27 protein-coding genes are annotated in these 25324 nt (G+C 68.1%); 21 read left to right on the forward strand and 6 right to left on the reverse strand.

The features are described from left to right. The first annotated feature begins 70 nt into the window (after positions 1-70). The 7 genes from HC031_RS19320 to HC031_RS19350 all read left to right on the forward strand — a co-directional run bounded on the left by HC031_RS19320 (position 71) and on the right by HC031_RS19350 (position 7284). On the forward strand, positions 71-1306 hold the full coding sequence (locus HC031_RS19320; protein WP_167926759.1) for a cytochrome P450: 1236 nt from the start codon (positions 71-73) through the stop codon (positions 1304-1306). Next, positions 1306-2259: an alpha/beta hydrolase gene (locus tag HC031_RS19325; RefSeq protein WP_167926760.1), complete on the forward strand. Its 954-nt coding sequence runs from the start codon at positions 1306-1308 to the stop codon at positions 2257-2259. Before HC031_RS19320 ends, HC031_RS19325 begins: the two co-directional genes overlap by 1 nt. 405 nt (positions 2260-2664) lie before the next feature. Next, positions 2665-3849 carry an ABC transporter substrate-binding protein gene (locus HC031_RS19330; protein WP_167926761.1) on the forward strand — a complete coding sequence of 395 codons (1185 nt, stop codon included), beginning with the start codon at positions 2665-2667 and terminating at the stop codon, positions 3847-3849. An 82-nt stretch (positions 3850-3931) separates the two neighbouring features. Continuing rightward, the gene (locus tag HC031_RS19335; RefSeq protein ID WP_167926762.1) at positions 3932-4819 is read left to right on the forward strand and encodes an ABC transporter permease subunit; all 888 of its coding nucleotides are present in this window, start codon (positions 3932-3934) and stop codon (positions 4817-4819) included. Beyond that, positions 4816-5772, forward strand: coding sequence for a branched-chain amino acid ABC transporter permease (locus HC031_RS19340; protein ID WP_167926763.1), 957 nt, complete (start codon positions 4816-4818; stop codon positions 5770-5772). The genes HC031_RS19335 and HC031_RS19340 overlap by 4 nt, the downstream gene beginning before the upstream one ends. Then, complete coding sequence (locus tag HC031_RS19345; RefSeq protein ID WP_167926764.1) at positions 5769-6572, forward strand: ABC transporter ATP-binding protein; 804 nt, start codon at positions 5769-5771, stop codon at positions 6570-6572. Before HC031_RS19340 ends, HC031_RS19345 begins: the two co-directional genes overlap by 4 nt. Further along, entirely contained in the window at positions 6565-7284 is a 720-nt protein-coding gene (locus tag HC031_RS19350; protein ID WP_167926765.1) for an ABC transporter ATP-binding protein, read from the forward strand. The genes HC031_RS19345 and HC031_RS19350 overlap by 8 nt, the downstream gene beginning before the upstream one ends. Before the next feature lie 68 nt (positions 7285-7352). Here the strand turns inward: HC031_RS19350 and HC031_RS19355 are convergent, their stop codons facing one another. After that, complete coding sequence (locus HC031_RS19355) at positions 7353-8105, reverse strand: FadR/GntR family transcriptional regulator (protein ID WP_205862960.1); 753 nt, start codon at positions 8103-8105, stop codon at positions 7353-7355. 126 nt (positions 8106-8231) lie between these two features. On the opposite strand from HC031_RS19355, the gene HC031_RS19360 reads away from it, so the two are divergent. Together HC031_RS19360 and HC031_RS19365 are read left to right on the forward strand one after the other, a co-directional pair. Further along, entirely contained in the window at positions 8232-9431 is a 1200-nt protein-coding gene (locus tag HC031_RS19360) for an acyl-CoA dehydrogenase family protein (RefSeq protein WP_167926766.1), read from the forward strand. Continuing rightward, positions 9431-10195, forward strand: coding sequence for an enoyl-CoA hydratase/isomerase family protein (locus tag HC031_RS19365; RefSeq protein ID WP_167926767.1), 765 nt, complete (start codon positions 9431-9433; stop codon positions 10193-10195). The genes HC031_RS19360 and HC031_RS19365 overlap by 1 nt, the downstream gene beginning before the upstream one ends. 56 nt (positions 10196-10251) lie before the next feature. Here the strand turns inward: HC031_RS19365 and HC031_RS19370 are convergent, their stop codons facing one another. From HC031_RS19370 to HC031_RS19385, 4 genes are read right to left on the reverse strand one after another with little or no spacing between them, the layout of a single operon-like run. After that, a complete protein-coding gene (locus tag HC031_RS19370) occupies positions 10252-11016 on the reverse strand; it encodes a FadR/GntR family transcriptional regulator (protein ID WP_167926768.1) in 765 nt (254 codons plus the stop codon). A 1-nt stretch (position 11017) separates the two neighbouring features. Continuing rightward, on the reverse strand, positions 11018-11782 hold the full coding sequence (locus HC031_RS19375) for a crotonase/enoyl-CoA hydratase family protein (RefSeq protein WP_167926769.1): 765 nt from the start codon (positions 11780-11782) through the stop codon (positions 11018-11020). Beyond that, positions 11782-12546 (reverse strand): SDR family NAD(P)-dependent oxidoreductase, encoded by a 765-nt coding sequence (locus HC031_RS19380; protein ID WP_167926770.1) that lies wholly within the window; start codon positions 12544-12546, stop codon positions 11782-11784. The genes HC031_RS19375 and HC031_RS19380 overlap by 1 nt, the downstream gene beginning before the upstream one ends. A gap of 13 nt (positions 12547-12559) precedes the next feature. Beyond that, positions 12560-13741, reverse strand: coding sequence for a thiolase family protein (locus HC031_RS19385; protein ID WP_167926771.1), 1182 nt, complete (start codon positions 13739-13741; stop codon positions 12560-12562). A 162-nt stretch (positions 13742-13903) separates the two neighbouring features. Here HC031_RS19385 and HC031_RS19390 point away from each other — a divergent pair, with 162 nt between their 5' ends. The 4 genes from HC031_RS19390 to HC031_RS19405 are packed head-to-tail and all read left to right on the forward strand — an operon-like array spanning position 13904 to position 16025. Beyond that, the gene (locus tag HC031_RS19390) at positions 13904-14407 is read left to right on the forward strand and encodes a pyridoxamine 5'-phosphate oxidase family protein (RefSeq protein ID WP_167926772.1); all 504 of its coding nucleotides are present in this window, start codon (positions 13904-13906) and stop codon (positions 14405-14407) included. 18 nt (positions 14408-14425) lie between these two features. Next, entirely contained in the window at positions 14426-14788 is a 363-nt protein-coding gene (locus tag HC031_RS19395) for a DUF4286 family protein (RefSeq protein ID WP_205862961.1), read from the forward strand. A 17-nt stretch (positions 14789-14805) separates the two neighbouring features. Beyond that, entirely contained in the window at positions 14806-15585 is a 780-nt protein-coding gene (locus HC031_RS19400; protein ID WP_167926864.1) for an SDR family NAD(P)-dependent oxidoreductase, read from the forward strand. Beyond that, entirely contained in the window at positions 15582-16025 is a 444-nt protein-coding gene (locus tag HC031_RS19405) for a nuclear transport factor 2 family protein (RefSeq protein WP_167926774.1), read from the forward strand. Before HC031_RS19400 ends, HC031_RS19405 begins: the two co-directional genes overlap by 4 nt. 51 nt (positions 16026-16076) lie before the next feature. Here the strand turns inward: HC031_RS19405 and HC031_RS19410 are convergent, their stop codons facing one another. After that, positions 16077-16295, reverse strand: a complete 219-nt coding sequence (locus HC031_RS19410; RefSeq protein WP_167926775.1) for a hypothetical protein — start codon at positions 16293-16295, stop codon at positions 16077-16079. Between the two features lie 179 nt (positions 16296-16474). On the opposite strand from HC031_RS19410, the gene HC031_RS19415 reads away from it, so the two are divergent. From HC031_RS19415 to HC031_RS19450, 8 genes are read left to right on the forward strand one after another with little or no spacing between them, the layout of a single operon-like run. Next, positions 16475-17266, forward strand: a complete 792-nt coding sequence (locus HC031_RS19415) for an SDR family oxidoreductase (RefSeq protein ID WP_167926776.1) — start codon at positions 16475-16477, stop codon at positions 17264-17266. 44 nt (positions 17267-17310) lie between these two features. After that, positions 17311-18369 carry an LLM class flavin-dependent oxidoreductase gene (locus HC031_RS19420; protein WP_167926777.1) on the forward strand — a complete coding sequence of 353 codons (1059 nt, stop codon included), beginning with the start codon at positions 17311-17313 and terminating at the stop codon, positions 18367-18369. After that, positions 18366-20024 carry an AMP-binding protein gene (locus tag HC031_RS19425; protein WP_205862963.1) on the forward strand — a complete coding sequence of 553 codons (1659 nt, stop codon included), beginning with the start codon at positions 18366-18368 and terminating at the stop codon, positions 20022-20024. Before HC031_RS19420 ends, HC031_RS19425 begins: the two co-directional genes overlap by 4 nt. A gap of 22 nt (positions 20025-20046) precedes the next feature. After that, positions 20047-21213, forward strand: a complete 1167-nt coding sequence (locus HC031_RS19430; RefSeq protein WP_167926778.1) for an acyl-CoA dehydrogenase family protein — start codon at positions 20047-20049, stop codon at positions 21211-21213. After that, complete coding sequence (locus HC031_RS19435) at positions 21213-22115, forward strand: HpcH/HpaI aldolase/citrate lyase family protein (protein WP_167926779.1); 903 nt, start codon at positions 21213-21215, stop codon at positions 22113-22115. Before HC031_RS19430 ends, HC031_RS19435 begins: the two co-directional genes overlap by 1 nt. After that, positions 22112-22585, forward strand: coding sequence for a MaoC family dehydratase (locus tag HC031_RS19440; protein ID WP_205862964.1), 474 nt, complete (start codon positions 22112-22114; stop codon positions 22583-22585). Before HC031_RS19435 ends, HC031_RS19440 begins: the two co-directional genes overlap by 4 nt. Continuing rightward, complete coding sequence (locus HC031_RS19445; protein ID WP_167926780.1) at positions 22582-24066, forward strand: aldehyde dehydrogenase family protein; 1485 nt, start codon at positions 22582-22584, stop codon at positions 24064-24066. Before HC031_RS19440 ends, HC031_RS19445 begins: the two co-directional genes overlap by 4 nt. After that, positions 24066-25274 carry a CaiB/BaiF CoA transferase family protein gene (locus HC031_RS19450; protein WP_167926781.1) on the forward strand — a complete coding sequence of 403 codons (1209 nt, stop codon included), beginning with the start codon at positions 24066-24068 and terminating at the stop codon, positions 25272-25274. Before HC031_RS19445 ends, HC031_RS19450 begins: the two co-directional genes overlap by 1 nt. Positions 25275-25324: the final 50 nt, after the last annotated feature.

Here is a 25324-nt window from a genome sequence, read left to right on the forward strand (position 1 = left end):
GGCATCAGGTAGACAGCAACACGATCCTTGCTATCATACGCATAAATAATGGAAGCTGGCAGGTGGGTCGATGACCAAGCGCGGTGGTTGCCCGGTAGTGCATTTCGACCACAACTCCCTGGAGCACTCGGTCGACCCGGTCGTCTCGTACGCCCGGCTGCGGGCCGAGGCGCCCGTCGCGTGGACCGATGCCCACGGCGGCTACTGGGTGCTCTCCGACTACGCCTCGGTGTTCGAGGCCGCGCGCAACGACGCCGTATTCTCATCGGGTCGAAGCTCCCACGGTGGGGAGGGCCTGAACAACGTGATCCCGAAGGCACCGGTCCGCCTGCACATTCCGGTGGAGCTAGACCTGCCTGAGCACCGCAGTTACCGAAAGATCCTCAACCCGGTCACCTCTCCGGCGGCGATCGAGGAGCTGCGGCCGATGATCGCGAAGTGGACCGAGTGGTTCATCGACCAGGTGATCGAGGAGGGTGAGTGCGATCTCGCCTCGGTGATCGGCGTGCCCGCGGTGGTCACCTTGGACTGGCTCGGTCTCGACGTCAACGACTGGCAGCGCTACTCGCGCACTCTGCACTCGGTGCTCGCCGATTCGCCGGGCAGCCCGGCCCACAACCGATCGGTCGAGGTCGACATCCCATGGATGGAGCGGCAGATCACCGAGGCGATCGCGGCACGCCGCAGGGAGCCGCGAGCCGACCTGATCAGTCACCTGCTGGTGCAGGAGGTCGACGGGGAGCCGATCACCGACGACGCAGCGTACTCCATCATCGAGCTGCTGATCTCCGGCGGGGTGGGCACCACCGCCTCGCTGGTCAGCCAGACGCTGGTGCACCTGCACCGACACCCCGAGCAGCGGGCCGAGCTGATCGAGCACCCCGAGCTCCTCGAGCGCGCGATCGAGGAGTTCCTGCGCGCGTTCTCGCCGACTCAGGCGCTAGCGCGGACGGTGACCCAGGACATCGAGTTTCGGGGCTGCTCGATAAAGGCCGGCGACCGGGTGCTGCTGGCCTGGAGCTCGGCAAACCGCGATCCCGCCCAGTTCGAGGACGCCGACGAGGTTGACCTGCACCGGTGGCCGAACCGGCACACCGCGTTCGGAATGGGCATCCACCGGTGCGCCGGCGCCCATCTTGGCCGCGCCATCGCCCGGGAGCTGGTTGGCCAGATCTTGGAACGGATGCCTGACTACCGGGTCGACCTGGACGGCGTGGAGACCTATCCGCACCAGGGCGTCAACGCCGGCTTCCAACGGATCCCGGCAACCTTCACTCCTGGGAAGCGCCGCGGCCGGGTCGCCTGATGCGCTTCCTGCAGCGGCTCGACCCGGAGATCGCGGCCGTGCTCGACCATATCCCGCGGCTCGACCTTCGCGATCTCGCGCACGCGCGTGCGGAACGGCGCGAACTGGCCGCGCTCGCCCGGTCGAGGTGGCAGCCGAGCGGACGGGTGCGCACCGAGGTGGTGCACGTGCCAGGACGCGACGGCGCCTCCTCGGTGCCGGTGCGGCTACACCGCCCGAACGGTCTGGCGGGGCCGGCCGATCCGCTGCGACCGGCGTTGCTCTGGGTGCACGGCGGGGGACACGTACTTGGCCACGCGGAACAAGACGACCCGCTGCTGGACCGGGTCGTGTCCACGCACGGCTGCGTGGCGGTGGCGCCCGACTGGCGTCACGCGCCCGAACATCCCTATCCAGCGGCGCTGGAGGACTGCTACGCGACGCTGACGTGGCTGCAGGCGGAAGCTCGCGACCTCGGCATCGATCCCGACCGGATCGTTGTCGGCGGCGCCAGCTCGGGAGGAGGGCTCGCCGCCGGGCTCGCACTGCGGGCCCGGGACGAGGCGGTTGTAGGGCTGGCCGGACAGCTGCTGGTCTACCCGATGCTCGACGATCGGATGGTCACCGCCTCGAGCACCGCGGTGACCGACTCACGGGTGTGGAACGAGGAGAGCAACACGATCGCGTGGACGGCGTACCTGTCCGGCGTAAAGCCGGTCCCGGCGTACGCCGCTCCGGCCCGGGCCACCGACCTGGCGGGCCTGCCGAGGACGTGGATCGGCACCGCCGAGCTCGATTTGTTCGTCGACGAGGACGTCGACTACGCGCAGCGGCTGATGGCGGCCGGGGTCTCCACGGAGTTGGTCGTCTACCGAGGTGCGGTGCACGGCTTCGAGCTGTTCGCGCCGCAGGCGGCGGTTTCGCGGCGGTTCGCGCGCGACTTCCACGACGCGTTGGCCTCGCTGCTCACCTGACCGGTGGTTTGTCCCGCAGACGACATTGCACCCTGACGATGTGATCGGCATGCCCAGCGGCGGCCGCGAGCGGCGCGAGCGCCGAGTTCGTGGACGTGCTGCGGTACATCTGCAAGGCCGTCTGGAGCTTTCACACCGAGGGCGACCCCGCCTCCGAGCCGTCCCCAAGCTACGGCCCTGACCGCCAACGGCGACCTTGACGCCTACTGGGCCTACCACCTACAGCAAGAGCAACACCGCGCCCACGCCAGCCGCTACCTCGACCCATCATCCCGAAATGATCATCCCTTCAGGGGAGCCGCACCCAATTGCTTTACAGGAGCCTTGCCGCACCGTATGGTGCCCATCACACGCCAATCACATGCCAATCATGTGCATGATATGCATGCACGATCGGAGACACACATGATCTGGAACGCACGCCGGGCGGGACGGCGCAAGATCGCGGGCGCGGCGCTGACCGCCGGAGTACTCCTGAGCATGACAGCCTGCGGAGGTAGCCACGCGCCTGCTTCGGGCAAGGGCCTGCCGGCCGAGATCAAGCTGGTGTCGGTCAACCCGACCACTGGCGTGGTGGCCTTCGCCGGCGCCTCCGCCAACAAGGGTTACCAGCTCGCAGTGAAGGAGATCAACGACTCCGGCCTCCTCGGCGGCAGTAAGATCAAGCTCGAGCTCAAGGACACCAAGAGCGAGCCGCAGACCGCGGCGAGCGCGCTGACGTCGGCGATCAGCGACCGCGACGTCGCGGCCGTGTTCGGGTCGGTGTCCAGCACCGAGGCGGTGGCGATGTCGCCGCTGGCGCAGAAGCAGGGCATGCCGATCGTCTACACGCAGGCCGGCAGCCACGGGGTGGTGGTGGGCGACTACACCTACCGCGCCACCCCGCTGATGAGCTCCTACTACCCGATCATCTCGAAGTTCATCAAGGAGCAGGGCTACAAGTCCGTCGGTCTCATGTACACCAGCGTGACTCCCACGCTGCAGGAGATCGGTGAGAAGACCTATCCCCAGCTCGCCGAGAACCTCGGCTTCAAGATCACCAAGAGCATCGCGACGTCGGCGACCACACAGGACTTTGCGGCCCCGATCTCGCAGCTGCTGGCGTCGAAGCCCGACGTCGTCGCCGCGCTCGAGGTGGGCGCGTCCAACCCGACCGTGATGACGCAGCTGCGTCAGGCCGGCTACGAGGGCAAGGTGCTCGGCAACTCCGGTGCGAGCGCCGGCAACCTCAAGCCCGCGGGCAAGGCCGCCGACGGCATGGTCTGGCCTGCTGACTTCAACTTCCAGCAGAGCGCGGCGAGCAGCCAGAAGTTCGTAGCGGCCTACCGTGCCGCGTACAGCGAGGACCCGCTGAACTACGCGGCCGAGGCGTACGACGCAGCGCACTTCCTGGCCCGCTCGATCGCGGCGGCGGGCTCCATCGACCGTGTTGCGATCAAGGACGCCATGAAGAAAGAGGCGGCCAAGAGCTTCGACGGCGCGCTCGGTAAGGACCTGAAGTGGGTGGACGGCACCCTGCAGGTGCCCGGCGTGATGGTGGAGTACAGCACCGAGGGCGAGAAGCTCCTCTACGAGGGCACCGGACAGTGACCTGTGCCGGCTGGTGGGATGCACTGGTCCCACCAGCCGGCCCGGTCGGCTAGGCAGAGAAGGAAGCAGACGGGAGCAAGTCGTGCAAGACCTTCTGAGTGTGGTGACCCTGGGGTCGATCTACCTGCTCTTCGCCCTGGGCATGAGCCTGACGTGGGGCACCATCGACATCTTGAACTTCGGCCACGGCGCAATCTTCATGTTCTCGTCGTTCACGGCGTACCTGGTGTTGCAGCAGACCGAACTCGGCCTGCCGCTGATCATGCTAATCGGCCTGATCGTCGGCGCCCTCATGTCCCTGCTGATCCAGGTGCTCGCCTTCGAGCAGATCATCAAGCGAGCGAAGGACAAACGGGCCGCCGAGATGCAGATCCTCATCGGCGGGATCGGCGTCGCGATCATCCCCCTGGCGATCGCCCAGCACTACACCAAGAGCAACCCGTTCGGGTTCAGCAAGTCCACGTTCAAAGTGAACACCTGGACGATGGGTGACCTACGGATCACCAACATCGCCGCTCTCAGCATCGTGGTCGCGGTCGTCCTATGGGTCTCCGCCGCGGTGTGGCTGCGGCGGTCGCGCCAGGGCCTCGCGCTCCGGTCCATCGGCGTGGACGCCGAGACCGCCGCCCTGATGGGCATCGACCGTCGGAAGATGGCGCTGGCCACGATGGCCGTCGCGGGCGGGATGGCCGGCCTGTCCGGCGTACTGTTCACCTTCGGCCTCGGCGCGATCACTCCCGAAAGCGGTGACACGCTGCTGGTGAAGGCCTTCGCGTGCATCATCCTCGGGGGCGTCGGCAGCATGCGCGGCGTCGCGTTCGGCGCCTTCTTCCTGGCCGCCGCGGAGACGGTGGTGCTCACCCAGACCAGCGGCTCCTGGGTAGAGGCGGTCAGCTTCGGCCTGATCTTCCTAGTCCTGCTGGTGCGGCCGTCTGGTGTCTTCGGTCGCGCGGAGGTGCGACGCACATGATGAGCTTCTACGACTCCCACCTGGTCCTATTCCAGGCCACATTTACCGGCCTGATCCTGGCGCTGTCGATCCAGGTGCCGCTGCGGATGGGCGTCTTCTCGTTCGCCGGCGCCGGTTCGTACGGGATCGGTGCATACCTCGCTGCGATCCTCGTCATCAAGCAGGACGCGTCCGCGTTCGTCGCGATCGGGGCGGCGATGCTGGCCACTGCCGTCATCGGGCTGTTGCTGGGCCTCCTGATCTTCAAGCTCAACGGCCTCTACCTGGCGATGGCCACCGTCGCGTTCGACCTGATCATCGGGGTCATCGCGATCAACGGTGGGAAAACCACGGGTGGTTCGACCGGCCTGTACGGCGTTATCACCGACTTCACGATGAGCCAGTTGTTCACGATCACGCTCATTGCCCTGGTGCTCGTGGCGCTGAGCGAGGTTGGTCGCACCGGGCGCCGGGTCGATGCCGTGCGTGACGACCCCGAGCTCGCCTCGTCGATGGGCATTAGCCTGCGTCGCTACCGGCTCACCGCCTTCGTGGTCAGCGGCGCGCTCGGCGGTCTGGCCGGCTCGATGAACGTGCTCGTCCGCAGCGCGATCGGCCCGCTGGACATCGGCTTCGGCCTGATCGTGCTCGGCCTGACGATGATCGTCGTGGGTGGTTCCCGCTCCTGGAAGGGTGCGGTCATCGGCGCGGTCATCTTCACCTGGCTGCCGGACGTCCTCACGGCGATCGGCGCGTGGCAGGAGCTCGTCTACGGGATCGTCGTAGCGCTCGCCGCGGTGTTCTTGCCGCGCGGCATCTACGGCGTGCTGGTCGACCTGAACAAGGGGCTCCAGCGGCGCAGTCGTGAACGGCACGATCCACCGCCTGCCGCCGCAGAGGAGGCGGCCGGTGACGTCGACCCGACGACGGGCGACGTGCGCGAGCTCGCACTGAACGAGGAGGCCGTGCCATGAGCGCCCAGCCGGTCGAGCAGACCACCACGCCCGTCCTGGAGCTGCGTGACCTCGCCGTGCACTTCGGCGGCGTCAAGGCGGTGGACGGCATCTCCATGAAGCTGATGCCGGGTCTGATCTACGGGATCATCGGACCGAACGGGTCCGGCAAGAGCACCTTGATCGGCGCGATTACCCGGCTCACCCGGATGACCCGCGGCGAGCTGCTCTTCGATGGGGCGTCCTACGAGCACGTCCCGCCGTCGCGGCTCGCCCAGCTCCGGGTGACACGGACGTTCCAGACGGTGCGGCTGCTGCCGGACCTGAACGTACGCGCCAACATCCAGATCGGCGCGGACGCCCGGACCACCTCCGAGCAGAAGGCCGGGCGTCGGCCGAGCTGGTTCGAGCGGCTGCGCGGCCCGGCAGCGTCACCGGGCGTCGCGGACGCGATCCGGCGGACCCGCCTCGAGGGCTTCGAGAGCTACTACCCCTCGGAGATGTCCTACGGCACCCAGCGTCGGGTGGAGATCGCGCGGGCGCTGGCGATGGACCCTCGCCTCCTGCTGCTGGACGAGCCCACCGCGGGCATGAACCAGTCCGAGCGGGCCGAGATCTCTGGTCTGCTGCGAGACCTGCGGGAGGAAGGCCTGACGCAGCTGCTCGTCGAGCACGACGTGCAGATGATGCTGGACACCTGTGACTACGTCTTCGCGATGAACTCCGGGCAGCTCATCGCCGAGGGCGAGCCCGACGAGGTCGTGCGCAACCCGGCCGTGCAGGAGGCTTACCTCGGAAAGAAGTGGGGCAAGGATGCTTGAGATCAAGGATCTCCACGTCCACTACGGCAACATCGAGGCTGTGCGCGGCGTGAGCCTCGATGTAGAGCCCGGCAAGGTCACGCTCGTGCTCGGTGCCAACGGTGCCGGGAAGAGCAGCACGCTCAAGGCAGTGGCCGGCCTGGAGCGTCCGGTGCAGGGCAGCGTGCACCTCAACGGTGACGACATCACCCGGCTGGCGCCGCACAAGTTGGTCCGCCGGGGAGTCGTGCTGGTGCCGGAGGGACGGCGGGTGTTCAGTCCGCTGACGGTGGCCGAGAACCTGCGGCTGGGCGGCTACACCGCGCCCAAGGAGGCGTACGACGAGACGCTCGCCCGGGTCTACGAGATGTTCCCGATCCTCGCCGACCGGGGCAACGGAGCGGCCGGGCTGCTCAGCGGCGGTGAGCAGCAGATGCTGGCCTTCGGCCGTGCGCTGATGTCGCAGCCGAAGGTGATGCTGATGGACGAGCCGTCGATGGGCCTTGCTCCGGTGGTCGTCGACTCGATCCTCGCCAAGGTACGCCAGATGGCCGACTCGGGCATCGGCATCTTGATGGTCGAGCAGAACGCCGACGCCGGTCTCGACGTCGCCGACCAGGTGGTCGCGATCGCCCGCGGCGAGGTCGTCTACTCCGGTGTCGCCGGCGACGCGCGCAGCCACGCCTCGGTGCTGCGCGCGTTCCTGGGCGAGGCTGCTTTGGCCGAGCAGTGACCATCAGGCACAGGCTTCGGCCCCGGTCCGCGAGTGCGGGCCGGGGCCGTGTCACGTGCTCGGGCAGGTTATCCGTAGAAGCGCTGCTCCCAGGGGATGGTCTCCTTGAGGACCTGGGGGAACTTGCGTTCGGCGTACCGCTCGTAGGCGTTGATGTGATCGCGCATGCGGGCCTCGCTCGCCTCCGGATCGCGAGCCTTGAGCGCCGAGTAGATCTCCTCGTGCGCCTTCAAGATCGCGCCGCGGCGGTGGCCGGGGTAGTCCACACCGAGTACCGTGCCGTCCATGATGCCGAGCAGCGAGTCGACGATGTAGCCGAACAACGTGTTGCCCGACGACCAGGCGATGATGTCGTGGAAGCGCTTGTTGGCGTCGAGGAACGAGTGCTGATCGTCGATCTCCTCGCGCATCTGCTCGATCGTGCCGGCGAGGTCCTCGAGCGACTCGTCCGACATCCGCTGGGCGGCGAGGCTGCTGATCATCGGCTCCATGGCGCTGCGCACCTCGACGATCGTGCGGAATGGCGCCTGCTTGAGCTGCATGAGCAGCACGATGGTGCTCGCGAGGTGACTGGCGTCCGGGTTCTGCAGCACCGGTCCACCGCGGGGGCCTGGCTTGAGCGCGATCACACCCTGGAACTCGAGCAGGCGCAGCGCCTCGCGCAGGGTCCCCCGGCCGGTCTGGTACTTCTCCAGCATCGTGCGCTCGGGCAACAGGAGGTCCCCTGGCCGGAGGTTTTCGCGCAGCGCGTCTCGCACGATGCGCTGGGCCACCAGCATGGCGGCCTTCGGCGGGCGCTGTGCTGGCTCGGCAACGGCCATCGACGACTCCGTCCTCGCAGGTCCAAGATGATGTTAAAGATTAGCACATCCAGACGCATGTGGCAGATCTCACAGACCGTCCATGCGTCGGCCGAGCACACGTAACAGGCGAAGAAGGGTTGACGCATGGTGGCACAGACCGTTAGGCCCGGCGAGGACATTGGCGCCGACTTCGGCTCGCTCGTGTGGGAGTGGGGGCAGGACCGGGTGCGTCCGCGGATCAGGGAGCTGGAGGAGAAGGGCGAGTTTCCGCGCGACCTCTACCGCGAGATGGGGGAGCTGGGCTTCTTCGGATGCTGCTTCTCGGAGGCCCTGGGCGGCAACGACGCCGGGTACCGGGCGCTGTCGGCGGTGGCCGAGCAGCTCGCCCGGGTCTACCCGCCTCTGTCCGCTCCGATGAACCTCCAGGCGGCGACGGTCCCGCTGACCATCGCCAACTGGGGGGCGCCGGAGATGGTGCAGCGCTACGTGCCGGGGCTGGTACGTGGTGAGCTGCTCGGAGCGAACGCCATGACCGAGCCGGAAGGCGGTTCGGACTTCCTGGGCGCGATGCGCACTCGCGCGGTGCGCGACGGGGACGACTACGTCATCAATGGCGCGAAGATGTGGATCACCAACGCGAACGTCGCCGACGTGGCCGTGGTCTACGCGAAGACCGATCCTGATGCCGGTCACCGGGGTGTGACCGCGTTCGTGGTGCCTACCGACACCCCGGGCTTCGAGGCGACACCGGTCCCGTGCCGGGTGCTCGGCAAGCTGATGCCGACGAACTCGGTGACGCTCACCGATGTGCGCGTGCCCACGTCGTACGTCCTCGGCGCCGAGGGCGAGGGGTTCAAGGTGGCGATGAACGCCATGGACTACGGGCGCCTGTCGGTCGCCTCTCGTTCGGTCGGGCTGGCGCAGGCCTGTCTCGACGCGGCCGTGGCGTACGCCGACGAACGCACCGCCTTCGGCGAGAAGATCGGCAGCTTCCAGATGGTCAAGAAGCAGCTCGCCGACATGACCGCGGAGGTCGCTGCCGCTCGGGCTCTGGTCCGCGCCGCAGCCGACGGCTACGACTCCGGATTCGTCGCGACCCGGGAGAGCACGATCGCGAAGTACTACGCAGGCGAGGTGTGCAATCGAGCCGCCCAGGCCACCGCGGAGATATTCGGCGGCGCCGCGTTCAGCGACGAGCTGCCGATCAGCATTTACCTCAACTACGCCAAGCTCTGGCAGACCGGTGAGGGATCGGCGAACATCCAGGCCATCCTGATCGCCGACGACGCGCTGGGCTGGAAGAACATGGACAGGCATCGCACCGAACTTCGCAAGGAGAGCTGATGGCAGACATCAAGGTCGAGCCCCGTGGCAACGCGCTGTGGATCCGCCTCAACCGGCCGGAGCGCCGCAACGCGTATGACGGGCCGATGGCGCACGCGATCGCGGATGCGCTGGAGGGTGCCACGTCGTACCACTCAGTGGTGATCACCGGCTCTGGCGGCTCGTTCTGCGCCGGTGGGGCGCTGACCAACCTCGCCGCGCCGGACACAGCGCAACTGCGGGCGCTCTACCGGGCGAGCCTGCGGCTGTTCGACGCGGTGCGCACCTGTCCTCGCCCGGTCATCGCGGCAGTGAACGGTGCGGCCGCAGGCGGTGGCAACGAGCTGGTGGTCGCGTGCGACCTCGCGGTCGCGGCCCGGTCGGCCACCTTCGGCCAGACCGGCCCGAAGGTCGGCAGCTCGCCGGTGACGGGTGCGACCAACGTGATGGGCGTGCAGATCGGTGAGAAGCGCGCGAAGGAGCTCGCCATGCTGTGCCGCCGGTACCCGGCCGAGAAGGCGATGGAGCTCGGGTTGGTTAACGACGTCGTCGATGACGACCGGCTCGAAGAAGCGGTGACCGGGTGGTGTGACGAGCTCGCCGCGCTGAGCCCGCGCTATCTCGAGATCACCAAGGTGAGTTCGAACATCTGGTGGAACGCCGCACGCGACTCGTTCTCCACCGGACTCGGCATGCTGGTGCAGGCGATCGGCAGCCCCGACATGGCCGAGGGCGCTGCGTCGTTCATGGAAAAGCGGAAGCCACGGTTCCCCGCCCCCGAGTGAGAACCCTGCGCCCTGAAGGGGAAGGAACGCGCACTGAGCGGAGAATGACCGCCCACTCAACGGGAGCGGTGGGCGGTCTGGCTCGGCTTCCAGGTCACCGGGTCAGCCAGCACCTCGGGGTGTGCGCGTTCGGCGTACCGCTCGTAGTCGGTGATGTGCTCGAACATTCGGTCGGCAGCGGTCTGCGGGCACCCGTCGACGATCGCCTGGTAGATCTCGTGGTGCGCCTCGAGCATGCTGCCGCGGCAGCCCTCGGGATAGCCGACGCCCACGGCCTCGCTGTCGGTGATGCCGAGGAAGGAGTCCACCAACAGGGAGAGCACGAGGTTGCCGCTTGCCTCGGCGATGAGCGCGTGGAAGCGCTTGTTCGCCCGCCAGAAGGCGTGGTCTCTCGGCGGGGTGCGGCGCATCGTGCTCACAGTGCCTTCGAGCTCGCTCAGCGTGGCCGGGTCCATCTGGTTGGTGGCCAGCCGGGTGACCAGCGGCTCAATGGCCGCGCGCACCTCCAGGACCGAGCGGTACGGCGTACCGGAGAGCTGGGCCAGCAGGGTCAGCGTGTGCGCGACGTGCCCGGCGTCCGGGTCGTTGAGTACCGGACCCCCGTGCGGCCCTCGCTGGAACGTGATGACACCTTGGAGTTCGAGCAGCCGGAGCGCTTCGCGCAGCGTGCCGCGGCCGACCTGGTAGGTCTGGGCCATGTGCCGTTCGGTGGGCAACACCGACCCGGCCGGCACCCGTTGGTGCACAAAGTCGCGGACGATTCGCTGGGCAAGGAGCATCGCCGCCTTCGGAGGTCGGGGTACTCCCTGCAGGATCGTCATGTCACACGCCGCGCCAGCGGGGAGCTCGCTTCTCCTTGAACGCGGTCGCGCCCTCGCGGGCGTCCTCGGACTCTCGGACCGGCACGCTGATCTCGCGCTGCTTGTCGAACATCTCCGCAGCCCTCCACTCCGGCGCCTCGATGATGATCCGCTTAGTGGCTGCCACCGCGAGCGGGCCGTTAACGGCGATCGCACGCGCCAGCTCGAGTGCGGTGTCGAGGGCCATCCCCGGCTCGGCGAGGCGGTTGACCAGGTTCACCTCGTGTGCGCGCTGCGCGGTCACCAGGTCACCGGTCAGGGCCCACTCCATCGCCACGTGGTAGGGGATCCGCTGTGGCAGCCGCATCAGGCCACCGCCGGCGGCGACGAGCCCACGCTTGACCTCGGGCAGACCGAACTTCGCATTGTCGGCGGCGACGATCATGTCGCACGCCAGCGCGATCTCGAACCCCCCGGCGATCGCGTACCCCTCGACCGCGGCGATGACCGGCTTAGCGGGCGGGCCCTCGACGATGCCGGCGAAGCCCCGGCCGGGGATCGACGGCTTTTCGCCGGCCAGGAACGCCTTGAGGTCCATGCCGGCGCAGAAGGTGCCTCCAGCGCCGGTGATGATCCCGGAGACGAGGGAGGGGTCGGAGTCCAGCCGGTCCATCGCCTCGCCGACCGCGACCGCGGTCTCGGTGTTGATCGCGTTGCGCGCGTCGGGTCGGTTGAGGGTGACGACGAGGACGCCGTCGACCACGTCGGTGAGCACGGAGTCCGACATCAGCGCGGCGCCATCCTGATCGCGCCGTCCAGACGGATCGTCTCGCCGTTCAGCATCGGGTTGTCCAGGATGTGCAGTGCCGTCGCCGCGAACTCCTCGGGTCGGCCGAGCCGGGAAGGGTGCGGTACCTGCTTGGCGAGCCCCTCCCGGATCTCGTCCGAGAAGCGGGACAGGATCGGGGTGTCGAACAAGCCCGGCGCGATCGAGCAGACCCGGATCTGGCGCTGCGCAAGGTCGCGGGCGGCGACCAGCGTCATCCCGACCACGCCGGCCTTGGCCGAGGCGTAGGGGATCTGGCCGATCTGGCCCTCCCAGGCAGCGACCGAGGCGGTGAGCACACACACGCCGCGCTCGCCGTCGACCGGCTCGTGCGCGGCCATCCGCGCCGAGGCGAGCCGCAGCATGTTGAAACTGCCGATCAGGTTGATGTCGACGAGCTCGCGGTACAGGTTGTAGTCGCCGGGGCTGCCGTCCCTATTGACCAGGCGGACGGTGCCGCCCCGGCCGGCGCAGTGCACCAGTGCCCGTAGCGGCGCCGCCGACTCGGCGACGTCAAGCGCGCGGTCTACCGCCTCGGCGTCGCGGACGTCGGCGGGTGCGAAGCTCGCCAGGTCGCCGAGCTTCACCGCCACCTCGGCGCCGGCCGAGGAGGGCAGGTCGACGATGGTGACCGCCACACCTCGGTCGATGAGCATCGAAGCCGTGGCAAGGCCGAGGCCGGAGGCGCCGCCGGTGACGACGGCGGAGCTGCCCGTGAGGTTCATGTTGTCTCCGTAGTTAGGCGAGGGACTCGATGATGGTGGCGTTGGCCATCCCACCGGCCTCGCACATCGTCTGCAGCCCGTAGCGGCCGCCGGTCTGCTCGAGGTGGTTGATGAGCGTGGCCATCAGTCGCACGCCGGAGGCGCCGAGTGGATGGCCGAGCGCGATCGCGCCACCGCGCGGGTTGAGCCGCTCGGAGGCAACCGGGAACTCCGCCTGCCAGGCCAGCGGCACCGAGGCGAACGCCTCGTTGACCTCGATCGCGTCGATGTCCTCAATCGACATTCCTGCGCGCTCGAGCACCTTCTGGGTGGCGGGGATGGGACCGGTCAGCATCAGCATCGGGTCGTCACCGACCACGGACGAGGCGACGATCCGGGCACGCGGGGTGAGACCGAGCGCAGCGGCCTTCTCCTCGCTCATCAGCAGCAAAGCAGCTGCCCCGTCTGTGATCTGGGAGGAGTTCCCCGCGGTGACCTTCCACTCGATGTCGGGGAAGCGCGCGGTCAGCTCGTCGGTGCCGAACACCGCGCGTAGCTCGGCCAGCTTGTCCGCGCCACTGCCCGGACGGATTGTCTCGTCACGGTCGACCACGCTGCCGTCAGCCAGCGTGATGGGCACAATCTCGTGGTCGAAGCCTCCGATCCGGGCGGCCTCGGCAGCACGAGCGTGCGATGAGACGGCGTACTCGTCCAGACTGCGCCGGGATAGGCCCCACTTCTGGGCGACCAGCTCGGCGGCGACGCCTTGGGAGACAAGCCCCGGAAAGCGGGCTGCCACGCCGGGCCCGTGCGGGTCGGCACCTTGACGGTTCGATCCCATCGGCACCCGGCTCATCGACTCCACGCCGGCGGCGATCACCACGTCGTATACACCGGCAGCAATGCCCATTGCAGCGAACTCGACCGCCTGCTGGCCGGAGCCGCACTTGCGCTCGATGCTGACCGCGGGCACGTGCACCGGGTAGCCGGCCGAGAGCCAGGCCTGCCTGCCCGGTGTCGCGGACTGCTCGCCGGACTGGCTGACGCAGCCCACCATCAGGTCCTCCACGATGCCGGGGTCGATCCCGGTGCGGCCAACGAGGCCGGTGAGAACGGCGGCGAGCAGGTCCGTCGGGTGCACGGTCGAGAGGGCCCCGCCGGCCTTGCCCCGTCCCATCGGCGAGCGGACCGCGTCGACGATCACGGCGTTGGCCATCGTCCCTCCCAGAATTAGTGATAATCAAAAACATATGACGAAACCCAGCGCGAAGGGAAGTCTTGACTTCCCAATCTCTGCCTACGAATATCATGTTTCATAGGTGCGCACCAGTTCCGTACCAGGCCGGTCACACTGGCCACACGTCCCGAGGAGGCAGCGTTGGCGCGGCTCGGCATCGACGACCTGGAGCAGCTGAAGGGCACTCATCTCGACAAGGCGGACCAGGCGGAGCTGCTGTCCACCCAGACCGAGTGCAGCGTAATCTTCCACAATGACGAGGGCTGGCCGGTCGGCGTTGTCATGAGCTTCATCGTGGTCGACGGGACATTCTGGCTGACCGCGGTGGAGGGGCGGCTGCACGTCCGCTCCTTCGAGCGGGACCCCCGCGTCTCCATCGTCGTCTCCAGCGCCGGAAGCGGGCTGGATGGCCGCCGGATGCTATCGGTGCGAGGTGAGGCGACGGTCCGCCGCGATCGGGAGACGCTGGACTGGTTCCTCGACGAGTTCACCGCCCGGCTCCAGCCCGAGGACCCGGTGTCGTGGCGGAAGCTTCTCGACAGCCCGAACCGGGTGGCGATCGAAGTTCGCCCGGTCGGGATCACCGCAAGTCACGACCAGCGCAAGCTGCCCGGTAACGGCCGCGGCATGCCGAAGAAGGGCTGAACCACGGCCAAGCACCTGATGGTGGTCCTGAGCAACGCCAAGCCGGGGCGGGAGGACGAGTGCAACCGCTGGTACTCCGACGTGCACATCCTCGACACGATCAACAACCTTGACGGCTTCGCCTGTGCGCAGCGGTTCCAGCTCGCCGACCTCGAAGGTGCGCCGCCCAGCAACTACCGCTACCTCGCCATCTACGAGATCGAGGACGACCGGCACGAACGCGCCTATGCGCAGTTCGACTGGCAGCGACAGGAGCGGGCCGAGGCCCTTGCCGATGGGCGCGAACCGATGGTCTCCGTCTCACGCACGCTCGATCCCGAGTACTTCCTGGTCGGCTTCTTCTCCGCGATCACCGACCGGATCCCGTCCACCCGCATATGAGAGGTGAGCAGATGAGCATGGACACCACCCGACGACTCGACGGCCGAGTCGCCGCGGTCATCGGCGGCGGCTCCGGCATGGGGCGGTCGATCTCGCTTCGGCTGGCCGCCGAGGGGGCGGCCGTGTACGTCGCGGACCTGTCCGACGAGGCGGCCAAGGCAGTGGTGTCCGAGATCGAGCAGGCAGGCGGTGCGGCGTACGCCCGGGAGGTGGACGCGACGGACCCTGGAGCGCTCCGCTCGCTCTACGCTGACATCGACGCCGCTCACGGCAAGCTGCACGTGCTGCACAACCAGGTGGGCATGCCCGGCGCCGGCGGCATCGACGTGTCGGTGGCGGACTTCGACCGGTCCATCGACGTCAACGTGAAGAGCGCTTTCTACGCCGCGACCCTCGGGTATGAGGTGGTGAAGAAGGCCGACGGCAAGGGGTCGATCTCGATGACGGCGTCCACCGCCGCGCTCGTCGGCTCGCCCTTCAGCCCCCTGTATTCCATGACCAAGGGGGCACTGACCTCCTTTACCCGGGCACTTGCCCTATTCGCCGGGCCGGACAAGGTGCGGGTGAACGTGATCTGCCCCGGTCCCGTGGACACCCCGATGCTGCCGACCTTCTTCGGCCGTGACCCGGGCGCGAACATGCAGGACCTGATGTCCAACTTCATCGGCCTGGTCCCGCTCGGGCGGCCCGCCAGTCCCGAGGAGATCGCCGGGGTCGTGGCCTTCCTGGCCAGCGACGACGCCGGTTTCGTGACCGGCGTGACCATTCCCATCGACGGAGGACTGACCGCAAAATGACCGACACCGCAACCCTTGGCGCCCGCAGCGCCGAGCTCTACTACACCTACGCCCGCGCGGTGGATGAGGGCGACCTCGACACCCTGCGGGACATCGTCACGGACGACGTCAAGATCACCCGCGGGGACCACCCAACCGAACAGGGTGTGGAGGCCTTCCTCGATGTCTACCGGGCGCACAACGCGCTGCAGATCCCGGTCTGCAAGCACGTGGTGACCAACGTGCTTGCGAAGCAGGACGGCGACAAGATCGTCACCCACGCCTACTTCCAGGCGACCATGCTGGAGGACGAGGGAACCCGCGTGATTATCGGCGTCTACGACGACGTGCACGTCGAGCAGGGCGGTCGGCTCAAGCTCACCCACAAGAAGATCCGCGTGCAGCGTGTCCTGCACCTGCCGGCGGCTGCCAACCAGTACGCGCACGTCGGCACGCACTGACCGACTTCGGTGCCTGAGGGGTGACGACGCCCCCTCAGGCGCCGGTGCATCTCAGCGGCCGTAACTCTCCCCCCAGGCGTCGTCGTACCGGTTGGCGGCCATCAGCAGTCGGCTCTCGCGCTCCAGTTCGGCCTGTCCGGTGCCGGTCGCGGTGACCGACTTGGTGTCCACGTCGGCGACGTGAATGTTCGGGATGTGGAGGGTGGTGACGTAGCGGTCCATCATCCAGGTGTAGAACGTGCGCAGGTCGTCGTGGCCGGTGATGGTCACCCCTGTGCGGGTGAACGAGCCCGTCCGGTGCGAAGCAGTCCACCACGGTCGGCAGGTCACGGTCATCGACGGCCATTCCAGGCGCATGATTGTCAGGGACTCGCAAGAAGTGTTATCGTCGCCACGTCATTAGACGGCGGCCCTGGCCGCCGTCTTCGGACCTCATGAGGAGCAACGTCGTGAGTGTTCTTTCCGATGCCGAAAGCGCTGCACCGGCTGCCGCCGAACGCCCTCGTGGCGTCGTCGTGACCGGCGCCGCCCGAGGCCTCGGCAAGGCCATCGCCGAGCGGTTCGCCGCTGCCGGCCAAGCGGTCGTCGCGCTCGACGTCTCCGACGACGCGGCCTCGTTCGCCAGCGGTCTCGGTGCCGGGCATGACGCGGTCGTGGGGGACGCCGGAGACCCCGAGACGATCGCCCGCGCGTGCGAACGAGCGGCCGAACTCGGCGGCGGGCTCGCGACGTACGTCGTGAACGCCGGCGTGCACTCGACCGGCCCCTCCACGGACTACCCGCTCGAGGAGTGGGACCGGTTGCTCGAGGTGAATCTGCGGGCGGCGTTCGTCGGGGCCAGAGTGGCGCGCGGCTACTTCACCGACGGCTCCAGCGTCGTGATGCTCTCGTCGATCTGCGCCTCGCAGGGCTTCGCCGGCCGCGCCGCGTACTGTGCCTCGAAGGCGGGGATCGACGGGCTGGTTCGCTCGCTGGCCACGGAGTGGGGACCGGACGGGATCCGGGTCAACGCGGTCGCCCCCGGCACCATCCGGACCGAGATGCAGCGGACCGCCGTGGCCAGCGGTGCGGCGTCGAACGAGCAGTACCTCGGCCGCATCCCGCTGAAGCGCGTGGGGGAGCCTCACGAGATCGCGGACGCGGTCTTCTACCTCGCATCACTCCAGGCCAGCTATGTCAGCGGAGTGGTCCTTCCCGTCGACGGCGGCTGGGCAGGCGGCGGTCTGCCGGCCTCCGCCTGACTCCGCTCCGTTTCTGGTTCCCCCAGGCAAGAGAAGAGGCAGCAATGGTCCAGGTCGGTCTGCTCCTGAGTGACGTCCCGAAGTCGGTCAGTCCGGCGCAGCAGTTCGGGGACGTCCGGCGCATCGTGGAAGCCGCTCAGGAGAACGGCTTCAAGTACATCGCGATCGGGCAGCACTTCCTGTACGGCGAGCTGCGCTGGTTGCAGCCGGTGCCGCTCCTGGCCCGGCTGGCCGCCGACGTCGACCCCGACGTCCGGCTGGTCACCCAGATCATGATCGCGCCGCTCTACCACCCGGTGATGCTGGCCGAGGAGATCGCGACCCTGGACGTGGTCACCGAGGGCCGGCTGATCTTCGGCGCCGGCCTGGGCTACCGGCCCGAGGAGTTCGACTACCTCGACGTGCCCTACCAGCAGCGGGCCGGCCGGTTCAACGAGTCGCTGGAGCTGATGAAGAAGCTCTGGACCGAGGAGACCGTCAACCACCAGGGCAAGTACTGGACCCTCGAGGACGTGCACCCGCACCTGTTCCCGGTCCAGCAGCCGCACCCGCCGATCTGGATCGGCGCGCACGCCATCCCCGGCGTGCGGCGTGCGGCGAAGTACGGCGATGCCTACGCCTGCCCGCCCGAGACCCCGAAGCACGAGGTTGCGGAGCGGTACGCCATCGTCCGGGACGGGTTCGCGGAGCGGGGCAAGGAGTTCACCGCGCAGCCGCTGCGCCGCAACTGCCTCATCGCGGACAGCCGCGAGCAGGCCATGGTGGAGTACGCCCGAGTCGCCCAGGGTCGCTACCTCACCTACGCGAAGAAGGGCCTGGACGTGATGGCGGACACCGACCTGGAGAACGAGTTCGCCAAGGCCGTGTCCGGGCACGCCGTGATCGGCACCCCCGAGGACGTGGTCAACCAGTTGACCGACCTGGTCACCACGCTGCCGGTGGACCCGCTGCTGATCCGCCCGCAGTGGCCGACCATGGACTGCGACGAGACCATCGCCGCGATCCGCCGCTTTGGCAAGGAGGTTGTGCCGGCGATGAACGCGATCACCCCGCGCACCGACATCCCGCAGGAGTCGTTCCGCGCGCCGGAGGCTGCGGAATGAGCCGGTCGAAGCCGATGGTCTACCGGGACCTGGTGCCGACCTTCCCGGACCCGGAGACGTGGACCTTCGACCACGTGATCCGGCACCATGCCGCCGAACGACCGGATGCGGTGTGCCTCGACGTGCCGGAGGAGGGCGCGACCTGGACCTACGCGCAGGCACTGGACAGCGCCGAGCACGTCGCCAGCACGCTCTACCGCACCGGAGCAGCCCAGGGCGACCGTGTCGTCATCATGGCGATGAACTCCTCGCAGCTGGTCCGCACCTGGTGGGGTACGGCGGTCGGCGGCTTCGTCGAGGTGCCGATCAACACCAACTACGAGGGTGAGTTCCTCCGCCACCAGCTCAACATCGCACAGGCCCGGTACGCCGTCATCGACGACGCCTTCGCCGAGCGGTGGGTGGCGATCGCCGAGCACGCCCGGGGCATCGAGAAGTTCTGGATCCGTGATACCGGCGCTGGCATCAGAGACAAGGCGATCGCCCTCCTCACCGAGACCGGCTTCCAGGCCTCGGAGTGGGAGGAGCTTGAGAGCGGCGCGAAGGTCGAGCTGCCCACCCCGAAGCCGCAGGAGCTCGGCGCGATCTTCTACACCTCCGGCACGACCGGCCCCTCCAAGGGGGTCGCGATGCCGTACTCCCAGCTTTACTTCTTCGCCCAGGAGGTGGTCTGCCTGACCCGGCTGACGCCGGAGGACGTCTACCTGACCACTACCCCGCTGTTCCACGGCAACGCGCAGTTCATGGCCGTCTACCCGGTGATCGTGGCGGGCGGACGCGCGGTTGTCCGCTCGAAGTTCAGCGCCAGCCGGTGGATCGACCACGTCCGCGACTCCGGCGTCACGGTGACCAACTTCGTCGGCGTGATGATGGACTTCGCCTGGAAGCAGGCACCGCGGGAGAACGACCGTGACAACAAGCTCCGCTGCGTGTACGCGGCACCGACGGCGAGCACGATCGTCGAGCAGTTCAAGGAGCGCTACGGCATCGAGGCATTCGTGGACGCCTTCGGCCTGACCGAGACGTGCGCGCCGATCCTCTCGCCCTACGGCGTGGAGCGGCCCCCCGGTGCAGCGGGGCTGCAGGCCGCGGACTGGTTCGACATCCGGCTGGTGGACCCGGACACCGACCGCGAGGTCCCGGTCGGGGAGATCGGTGAGCTCGTGGTGCGTCCGGTGCAGCCGTGGACGTGCAGCAACGGCTACTACAACATGCCGGAGAAGACGCTCGAGGCCTGGCGCAACCTGTGGTTCCACACCGGTGACGCGCTGCGCAGGGACGAGCATGGCTGGTACTACTTCGTTGACCGATACAAGGACGCGCTGCGCCGCCGCGGGGAGAACATCAGCTCCTACGAGGTTGAGCAGGCGTTCCTGCAGCACCCGTCCGTGACCGAATGCGCGGTCATCGGCGTACCAGCGGACGTGGAAGCCGGCGAGGACGAGGTGCTCGCCATCGTCGTCGCCGCCGAGCCGGTGGACCCCCAGGAGCTGCTGTCCTGGTGTGAGGGGAAGATCCCCGCGTTTGCCATCCCGCGGTTCCTGCGGATCGTGGACTCTCTGCCTAAGACGCCGTCGGAGAAGGTGCGCAAGGCCGCGCTCCGCGAGGCCGGCATCACCATCGACACCTTCGACCGCACCGCGGTTGCGAACTGAGAATCACGCAGGAGACAAGGCAGTGGATTACACCACCGACCCGATGCACGAAGACATTCGCCAGGCAGTCCGGACGTTGTGCAAGAAGTTCCCGGACGAGTACTGGGCGGAGAGGGACGAGAAGCACGAGTTTCCCTGGGACTTCTACCACGCCATCGTCGAGGGTGGCTGGCTCGGCCTCACGATCCCGGAGGAGTACGGCGGTGGCGGGCTCGGCGTGACCGAAGCGGCCATCGTCGAGCGGGAAATCTCCGCATCGGGCGCGGGCATGGGTGGCTGTTCGGCCGTTCACATCGGCATCTTCGGCTTCGAGCCGATCCTCCATCACGGCAGCGAAGACCTCAAGCGGCGCTTCCTCCCACTCGTGCCCACCGGTGAGCTCCAGATATCGTTCGCGGTCACAGAGCCCGACGCGGGCACCGACACCACCAACCTGTCGACCTTCGCGAAGAAGGTCGACGGTGGCTGGTCAATCTCCGGCAAGAAGGTCTGGATCTCCAACGCCCACCAGGCTGATCGGATGCTGCTCCTGGCGCGCACGACCCCGAAGGAAGAATGCGCGAAGAAGACTGACGGCCTGACCGTGTTCTTCGCCCCGATGGACCGGGAGAAGGTCACCATCCGCCGGATCCCCAAGATGGGCCGCAACTCCGTCGACAGCAACGAACTGTTCATCGATGACCTCTTCGTCGCTGACGAGGACGTCGTCGGCGAGGTCGGCAAGGGCTTCAAGGTCATCCTGACCGGTCTCAATGCCGAGCGGGTGGTCGCCGCCAACGCGATGTTGGGCCTCGGCGAGGCCGCCCTGCGTCGCGGCACGCGCTACGCCAAGGAGCGGGTGGTCTTCGGCCGCCCGATCGGCCAGAACCAGGGCCTCGCGTTTCAGTTGGCCGAGGCGAAGATCCGGATCGAGGCGGCGGACGCCGTGCTGCAGAGAGCGACCTGGATGGTCGACAAGAAGTTGCCCTGCGGCGCTGAGGCCAACTACGCCAAGTGGCTGTGTGCGGAGGCGGGATTCTTCTCCGCCGACGTCGCCCTACAGGTGCACGGCGGGTTCGGGTACAGCAAGGAGTACCACGTGGAGCGCTACTTCCGCGAAGCCCGACTGATGCGGATCGCGCCGATCAGCCAGGAGATGGTGCTCAACTACGTCGCCGAGCACGTGCTCGGACTGCCCCGGAGCTACTGATGAAGCCGTACCGCTCGATCCTGTTCGTCCCCGGGCACCGCCCGGCCTGGGTCGAGAAGGCGATCGCCGCGGGCGCCGACTGCGTCGTCCTCGACCTGGAGGACTCGGTGCCCGACGGCGAGAAGGAGGCCGCCCGCGCCGTGGTCGCCGCCTCGATCGCCCGAGTCCGCGAGACCAACGACCAGGTGGGCCTGCTGGTACGGGTCAACCCGCTGGCCACCCGGCTGACCGGGGCCGACCTCGAGGCGGTCGTCGTCCCAGGGCTGGACGGTGTCTTCGCGCCGAAGATCGAGAAGGCCACCGACGTACTCCAGTACGACGCGCTGCTCGACCACTTCGAGGCACGCAACGGAGTCTCGGGGCTCGAGTACATCGTGCCGGTCGAGACCGTTCAGGCGATCCAGAACTGCCGCGAGGTCGCGCTCGCCTCTCCGCGGGTGGGCGCGATGATCGGCCCGAGCGCCGAGCACGCCGACATCGCGCGGGCGGTCGGCTACGAGTGGACCCCGGAGGGGCTCGAGACGCTGTACCTGCGCAGCCGGGTGCTGCTCGCCTGCCGCGAAGCCGGCATCCATGCGCTGACCGGTCTCTGGGAGGACCTGGAGAACCTCGACGGGCTCCGGGAGTTCGCGCTGCGCGGCCGGCAGCTCGGCTTCCGTGGGATGATTGCCATCCATCCCTCGCACGTGGCGACGGTGAACGACGTGTTCACACCGTCGGCTGACGACATCGGGTTCTACGAGGGCATGGTCAAGGCGTACGAGGCTGCCGTGGCGGAGGGCAAGGGCGCCCTGCGCTACCGCGGTCTGCACATCGACAAGGCGCACTACGACAAGGCGGTCGAGTGGCTCGACCGGGCAGCGCTGGTCACCGGCGGCAAGCGGACAGGAGAAGACCGATGACGATGCGGGGCCTCTACTTCGAGGAGTTCGAGGTCGGTGCGCACTACAAGCACGGCCTCACCCGGACCATCACCGAGATGGACAACGTGCTGTTCACCTCGCTGACCATGAACGTGCAGCCGCTGCACCTCGACGAGGAGTTCAGCAAGACCACGGTGCACGGCCAGCGGGTCCTCAACAGCCTCTTCACGGTGGCGCTGATTGGCGCCTTCCACGTGCCGGAGCTGACCATGGGCACCACCTTGGGCAACCTCGGCTACGACAAGATCAAGTTTCCCAACCCCGTGTTCCACGGGGACACCTTGCGCGGCGAGACCACGATCCTCGACAAGCGCGAGTCCACCAGCCGCACCGACTCCGGGATCGTCTGGTTCGAGCACATCGGCCTCAACCAGCGTGACCAGGTCGTCGTCGAGATGACGCGCGTCGGCTTGATGGCGAAAAGACCCATGAAAGGAGATGCATCATGAGCGCCACCACCGAGGTCGCCCGGCACCCCATGAAGGACTGGGTTCCCTCGACCCGCACGCTGCTCATCGGTGGCGAGATGCAGGACCCGCAGGGCGAGACGTGGGACGTGGTGAACCCGGCCACCGAGGAGGTCATCGCGACCGTCGGCGGTGCCTCCTCCGCGCAGGTCGACGCCGCCGTGGCCGCGGCCCGCAAGGCGTTCCCGGCCTGGGCCGCGCTGTCTGGTGAGCAGCGGTCGGCGCACATCCACCGCTTCGCGGACGTGCTCGAGAAGGCCGCCGACAAGCTGCTGCCCTCGATCGTGAACGAGGTCGGCACTCCGGTCTCCCTCGCGGAGTACCTCCAGGTCAAGATGGCCGTCGACGAGCACCTGCGGTGGGCCGCGGAGGCCGCGAAGGTGGACCGGACCGTCCACCTGGGTGGCTACGACAAGCCGCACCCGACTGAGAGCGACGTGGTGCACCAGCCCGTCGGCGTGGTGGCCGCAATCACCGGGTACAACTACCCTCTGAACCTGGCGATCTTCAAGTTCGGTGCCGCGCTCGCGGCCGGCTGCACCGTCGTGCTGCTCCCCTCGCCGCGGACCCCGCTGACCACCCTGCTGCTCGGCGAGCTGATCCAGGAGGCCGGGCTGCCGGCCGGCGTGATGAACGTGGTGATCGGCGGTGCCGATGTCGGGCAGCAGTTGTCCTCCCACCGCGGCGTCGACCGGGTCTCCTTCACGGGCTCCGACGCCGTCGGAGCGAAAATCATGGAGCAGGCTGCGCGGAACCTCACCGGCGTCACCCTCGAGCTCGGTGGCAAGTCGCCCAGCATCGTGATGCCGGATGTCGACGTCACCAAGATCGCCGTCGAGATGCACCTGCGCTGGTCACGCAACGGAGGGCAGGGCTGCGCCGCGCTGGCCCGGCTGCTCGTGCACGAGAGCAAGTACGACCAGTTCCTCGAGGCAGGTGCGGCGGCGTTCGACCAGATGGTCGTCGGCGACCCCTGGGATCCGGCCACGAATATCGGCCCGATGATCCGGCCCGATCACAAAGCTCGGGTGCTCGGCTTCATCGACGAGGCCGTACAGGTCGGCGGCACCAAGCTGCTCGAGGTCACCAAGCCGCTTCCGGAGAAGGGGTACTTCGTCAACCCGGTGCTGCTCGGCGACCTCCCGCACGACGCCCGGGCGGTCCAGGAAGAGATCTTCGGCCCGGTCGCCGTCGTGCTGCCCTTCAAGGACACCGAGGACGCGATCCGGCTCGCGAACGACACGGCGTACGGGCTCGCCGCCAACATCTGGTGCGACGACCCGGTCGAGGCGCGGCGCGTTGCCGAGCAGGTCCGGGCCGGCACGGTCTGGATCAACGGCGGCGGCGCGATGCGTCCGGACGCCCCGTTCGGCGGCTACGGGCGCTCCGGTGTCGGGCGCGAGCTCGGCGAGTGGGGCATGAAGGAGTACCTCGAGGTCAAGCACATCCAGTGGAGGGTCTGATGGTCACATCGTCCGGGCCGCTGGCCGGCGTGCGCGTGCTCGAACTCGGCTCGATGTACGCCGCGCCGACGTGTGGTCGCATGCTCCGCGACTTCGGCGCGGAGGTGATCAAGGTCGAGGACCCGGTGTCGGGGGACTACGCCCGGCAGTGGACACCGATGAAGAACGGCCAGTCCATGGGCTTCGCCCGGATCAACTCCGGCAAGCGCTCGGTGGCGATAGACCTGCGCACCACCGAGGGCCGTGACCTGGTCCGCCGGCTCGCGGCACAGGTCGACGTCGTCATCGAGTCGTTCCGGCCGGGCCGGATGGCCGAGTGGGGGATCGGCTACGACGTACTCTCCGCCGACAACCCCGGCCTGGTGCTCACCAGCGTCAGCGGGTTCGGCCAGACCGGCCCGTACCGCGAGCGTCCGGGCTTCGGTACGGTCGCCGAGACCGGCAGTGGCTTCGCGTACATCAACGGGTGGCCGGAGACGCCGCCCACCTCCCCACCGTTCGGCTTCGCCGACTCGATCGCCGGCATCTCTGCTGCGATGGGGACCGCGATGTCGCTGTACCGGCGCGAGCGCACCGGCCAGGGCGACCACGTGGACATCGCACTCTACGAGCCGCTGATGTTCATCGTCGGCGACATGATCCTCAACTACACCGGCACCGGCTTCGTCCAGGGGCGGGTGGGCAACGGCACCGGCTCGGCGTCGCCGCGCGGGGTGTACGAGGCCGCCGACGGCAAGTGGCTGTCGATCGCCGCGTCGAACCAGGGGATTGCCAAGCGGCTCTTCGCCGCGATGGGCCGGCCGGAGATGATCGAAGACCCGCGCTACGCGACCAACGAGGTCCGGATGCAGCACAACGACGAACTCCAGGAGATCGTCAAGGACTGGGTTGCCGGGCGGACCCGCTCGGAGGTCCTTGCTGTCCTGGAGAAGTTCGAGGTGGTCTGCTCGCAGGTCAACGACGCCAGCGACATCGTGGTGGACCCGCACTACCTGGACCGGACGCTGGTGGAGCTCACCGGCAGCGAGGCGCTCGGCAAGGTGCTCATGCCGGGACCGGTGCTCCACGTGAAGAGCTACGACGGGCCCGTGTACGACGGAGTGCCGTCGATCGGCGAGCACACCGGTGAAGTGCTCGGTGAGCTGCTGAAACTCGACGGCGACGCGCTGGACACGCTGGCGAGTGCGGGGATCGTCAAGGTCGCTTGACCGCACGTCGATCACCCGCGGCAGCCCGCCTTTTCGATCACGAAGGGTGC

It is taken from the genome of Planosporangium thailandense (genome assembly GCF_011947195.1).
Taxonomy (GTDB): Bacteria; Actinomycetota; Actinomycetes; order Mycobacteriales; family Micromonosporaceae; genus Planosporangium; species Planosporangium thailandense.

Bases quoted from the DNA above. Each gene is read 5' to 3' on its own strand.
- HC031_RS19320 (WP_167926759.1), top strand. From the start codon at position 71: ATGACCAAGCGCGGTGGTTGCCCGGTAGTGCATTTCGACCACAACTCC.
- HC031_RS19325 (WP_167926760.1), top strand. From the start codon at position 1,306: ATGCGCTTCCTGCAGCGGCTCGACCCGGAGATCGCGGCCGTGCTCGAC.
- HC031_RS19330 (WP_167926761.1), top strand. From the start codon at position 2,665: ATGATCTGGAACGCACGCCGGGCGGGACGGCGCAAGATCGCGGGCGCG.
- HC031_RS19340 (WP_167926763.1), top strand. From the start codon at position 4,816: ATGATGAGCTTCTACGACTCCCACCTGGTCCTATTCCAGGCCACATTT.
- HC031_RS19345 (WP_167926764.1), top strand. From the start codon at position 5,769: ATGAGCGCCCAGCCGGTCGAGCAGACCACCACGCCCGTCCTGGAGCTG.
- HC031_RS19350 (WP_167926765.1), top strand. From the start codon at position 6,565: ATGCTTGAGATCAAGGATCTCCACGTCCACTACGGCAACATCGAGGCT.
- HC031_RS19355 (WP_205862960.1), bottom strand. From the start codon at position 8,105: ATGGCCGTTGCCGAGCCAGCACAGCGCCCGCCGAAGGCCGCCATGCTG.
- HC031_RS19360 (WP_167926766.1), top strand. From the start codon at position 8,232: ATGGTGGCACAGACCGTTAGGCCCGGCGAGGACATTGGCGCCGACTTC.
- HC031_RS19365 (WP_167926767.1), top strand. From the start codon at position 9,431: ATGGCAGACATCAAGGTCGAGCCCCGTGGCAACGCGCTGTGGATCCGC.
- HC031_RS19370 (WP_167926768.1), bottom strand. From the start codon at position 11,016: ATGACGATCCTGCAGGGAGTACCCCGACCTCCGAAGGCGGCGATGCTC.
- HC031_RS19375 (WP_167926769.1), bottom strand. From the start codon at position 11,782: ATGTCGGACTCCGTGCTCACCGACGTGGTCGACGGCGTCCTCGTCGTC.
- HC031_RS19380 (WP_167926770.1), bottom strand. From the start codon at position 12,546: ATGAACCTCACGGGCAGCTCCGCCGTCGTCACCGGCGGCGCCTCCGGC.
- HC031_RS19385 (WP_167926771.1), bottom strand. From the start codon at position 13,741: ATGGCCAACGCCGTGATCGTCGACGCGGTCCGCTCGCCGATGGGACGG.
- HC031_RS19395 (WP_205862961.1), top strand. From the start codon at position 14,426: ATGGTGGTCCTGAGCAACGCCAAGCCGGGGCGGGAGGACGAGTGCAAC.
- HC031_RS19400 (WP_167926864.1), top strand. From the start codon at position 14,806: ATGGACACCACCCGACGACTCGACGGCCGAGTCGCCGCGGTCATCGGC.
- HC031_RS19405 (WP_167926774.1), top strand. From the start codon at position 15,582: ATGACCGACACCGCAACCCTTGGCGCCCGCAGCGCCGAGCTCTACTAC.
- HC031_RS19420 (WP_167926777.1), top strand. From the start codon at position 17,311: ATGGTCCAGGTCGGTCTGCTCCTGAGTGACGTCCCGAAGTCGGTCAGT.
- HC031_RS19425 (WP_205862963.1), top strand. From the start codon at position 18,366: ATGAGCCGGTCGAAGCCGATGGTCTACCGGGACCTGGTGCCGACCTTC.
- HC031_RS19435 (WP_167926779.1), top strand. From the start codon at position 21,213: ATGAAGCCGTACCGCTCGATCCTGTTCGTCCCCGGGCACCGCCCGGCC.
- HC031_RS19440 (WP_205862964.1), top strand. From the start codon at position 22,112: ATGACGATGCGGGGCCTCTACTTCGAGGAGTTCGAGGTCGGTGCGCAC.
- HC031_RS19445 (WP_167926780.1), top strand. From the start codon at position 22,582: ATGAGCGCCACCACCGAGGTCGCCCGGCACCCCATGAAGGACTGGGTT.
- HC031_RS19450 (WP_167926781.1), top strand. From the start codon at position 24,066: ATGGTCACATCGTCCGGGCCGCTGGCCGGCGTGCGCGTGCTCGAACTC.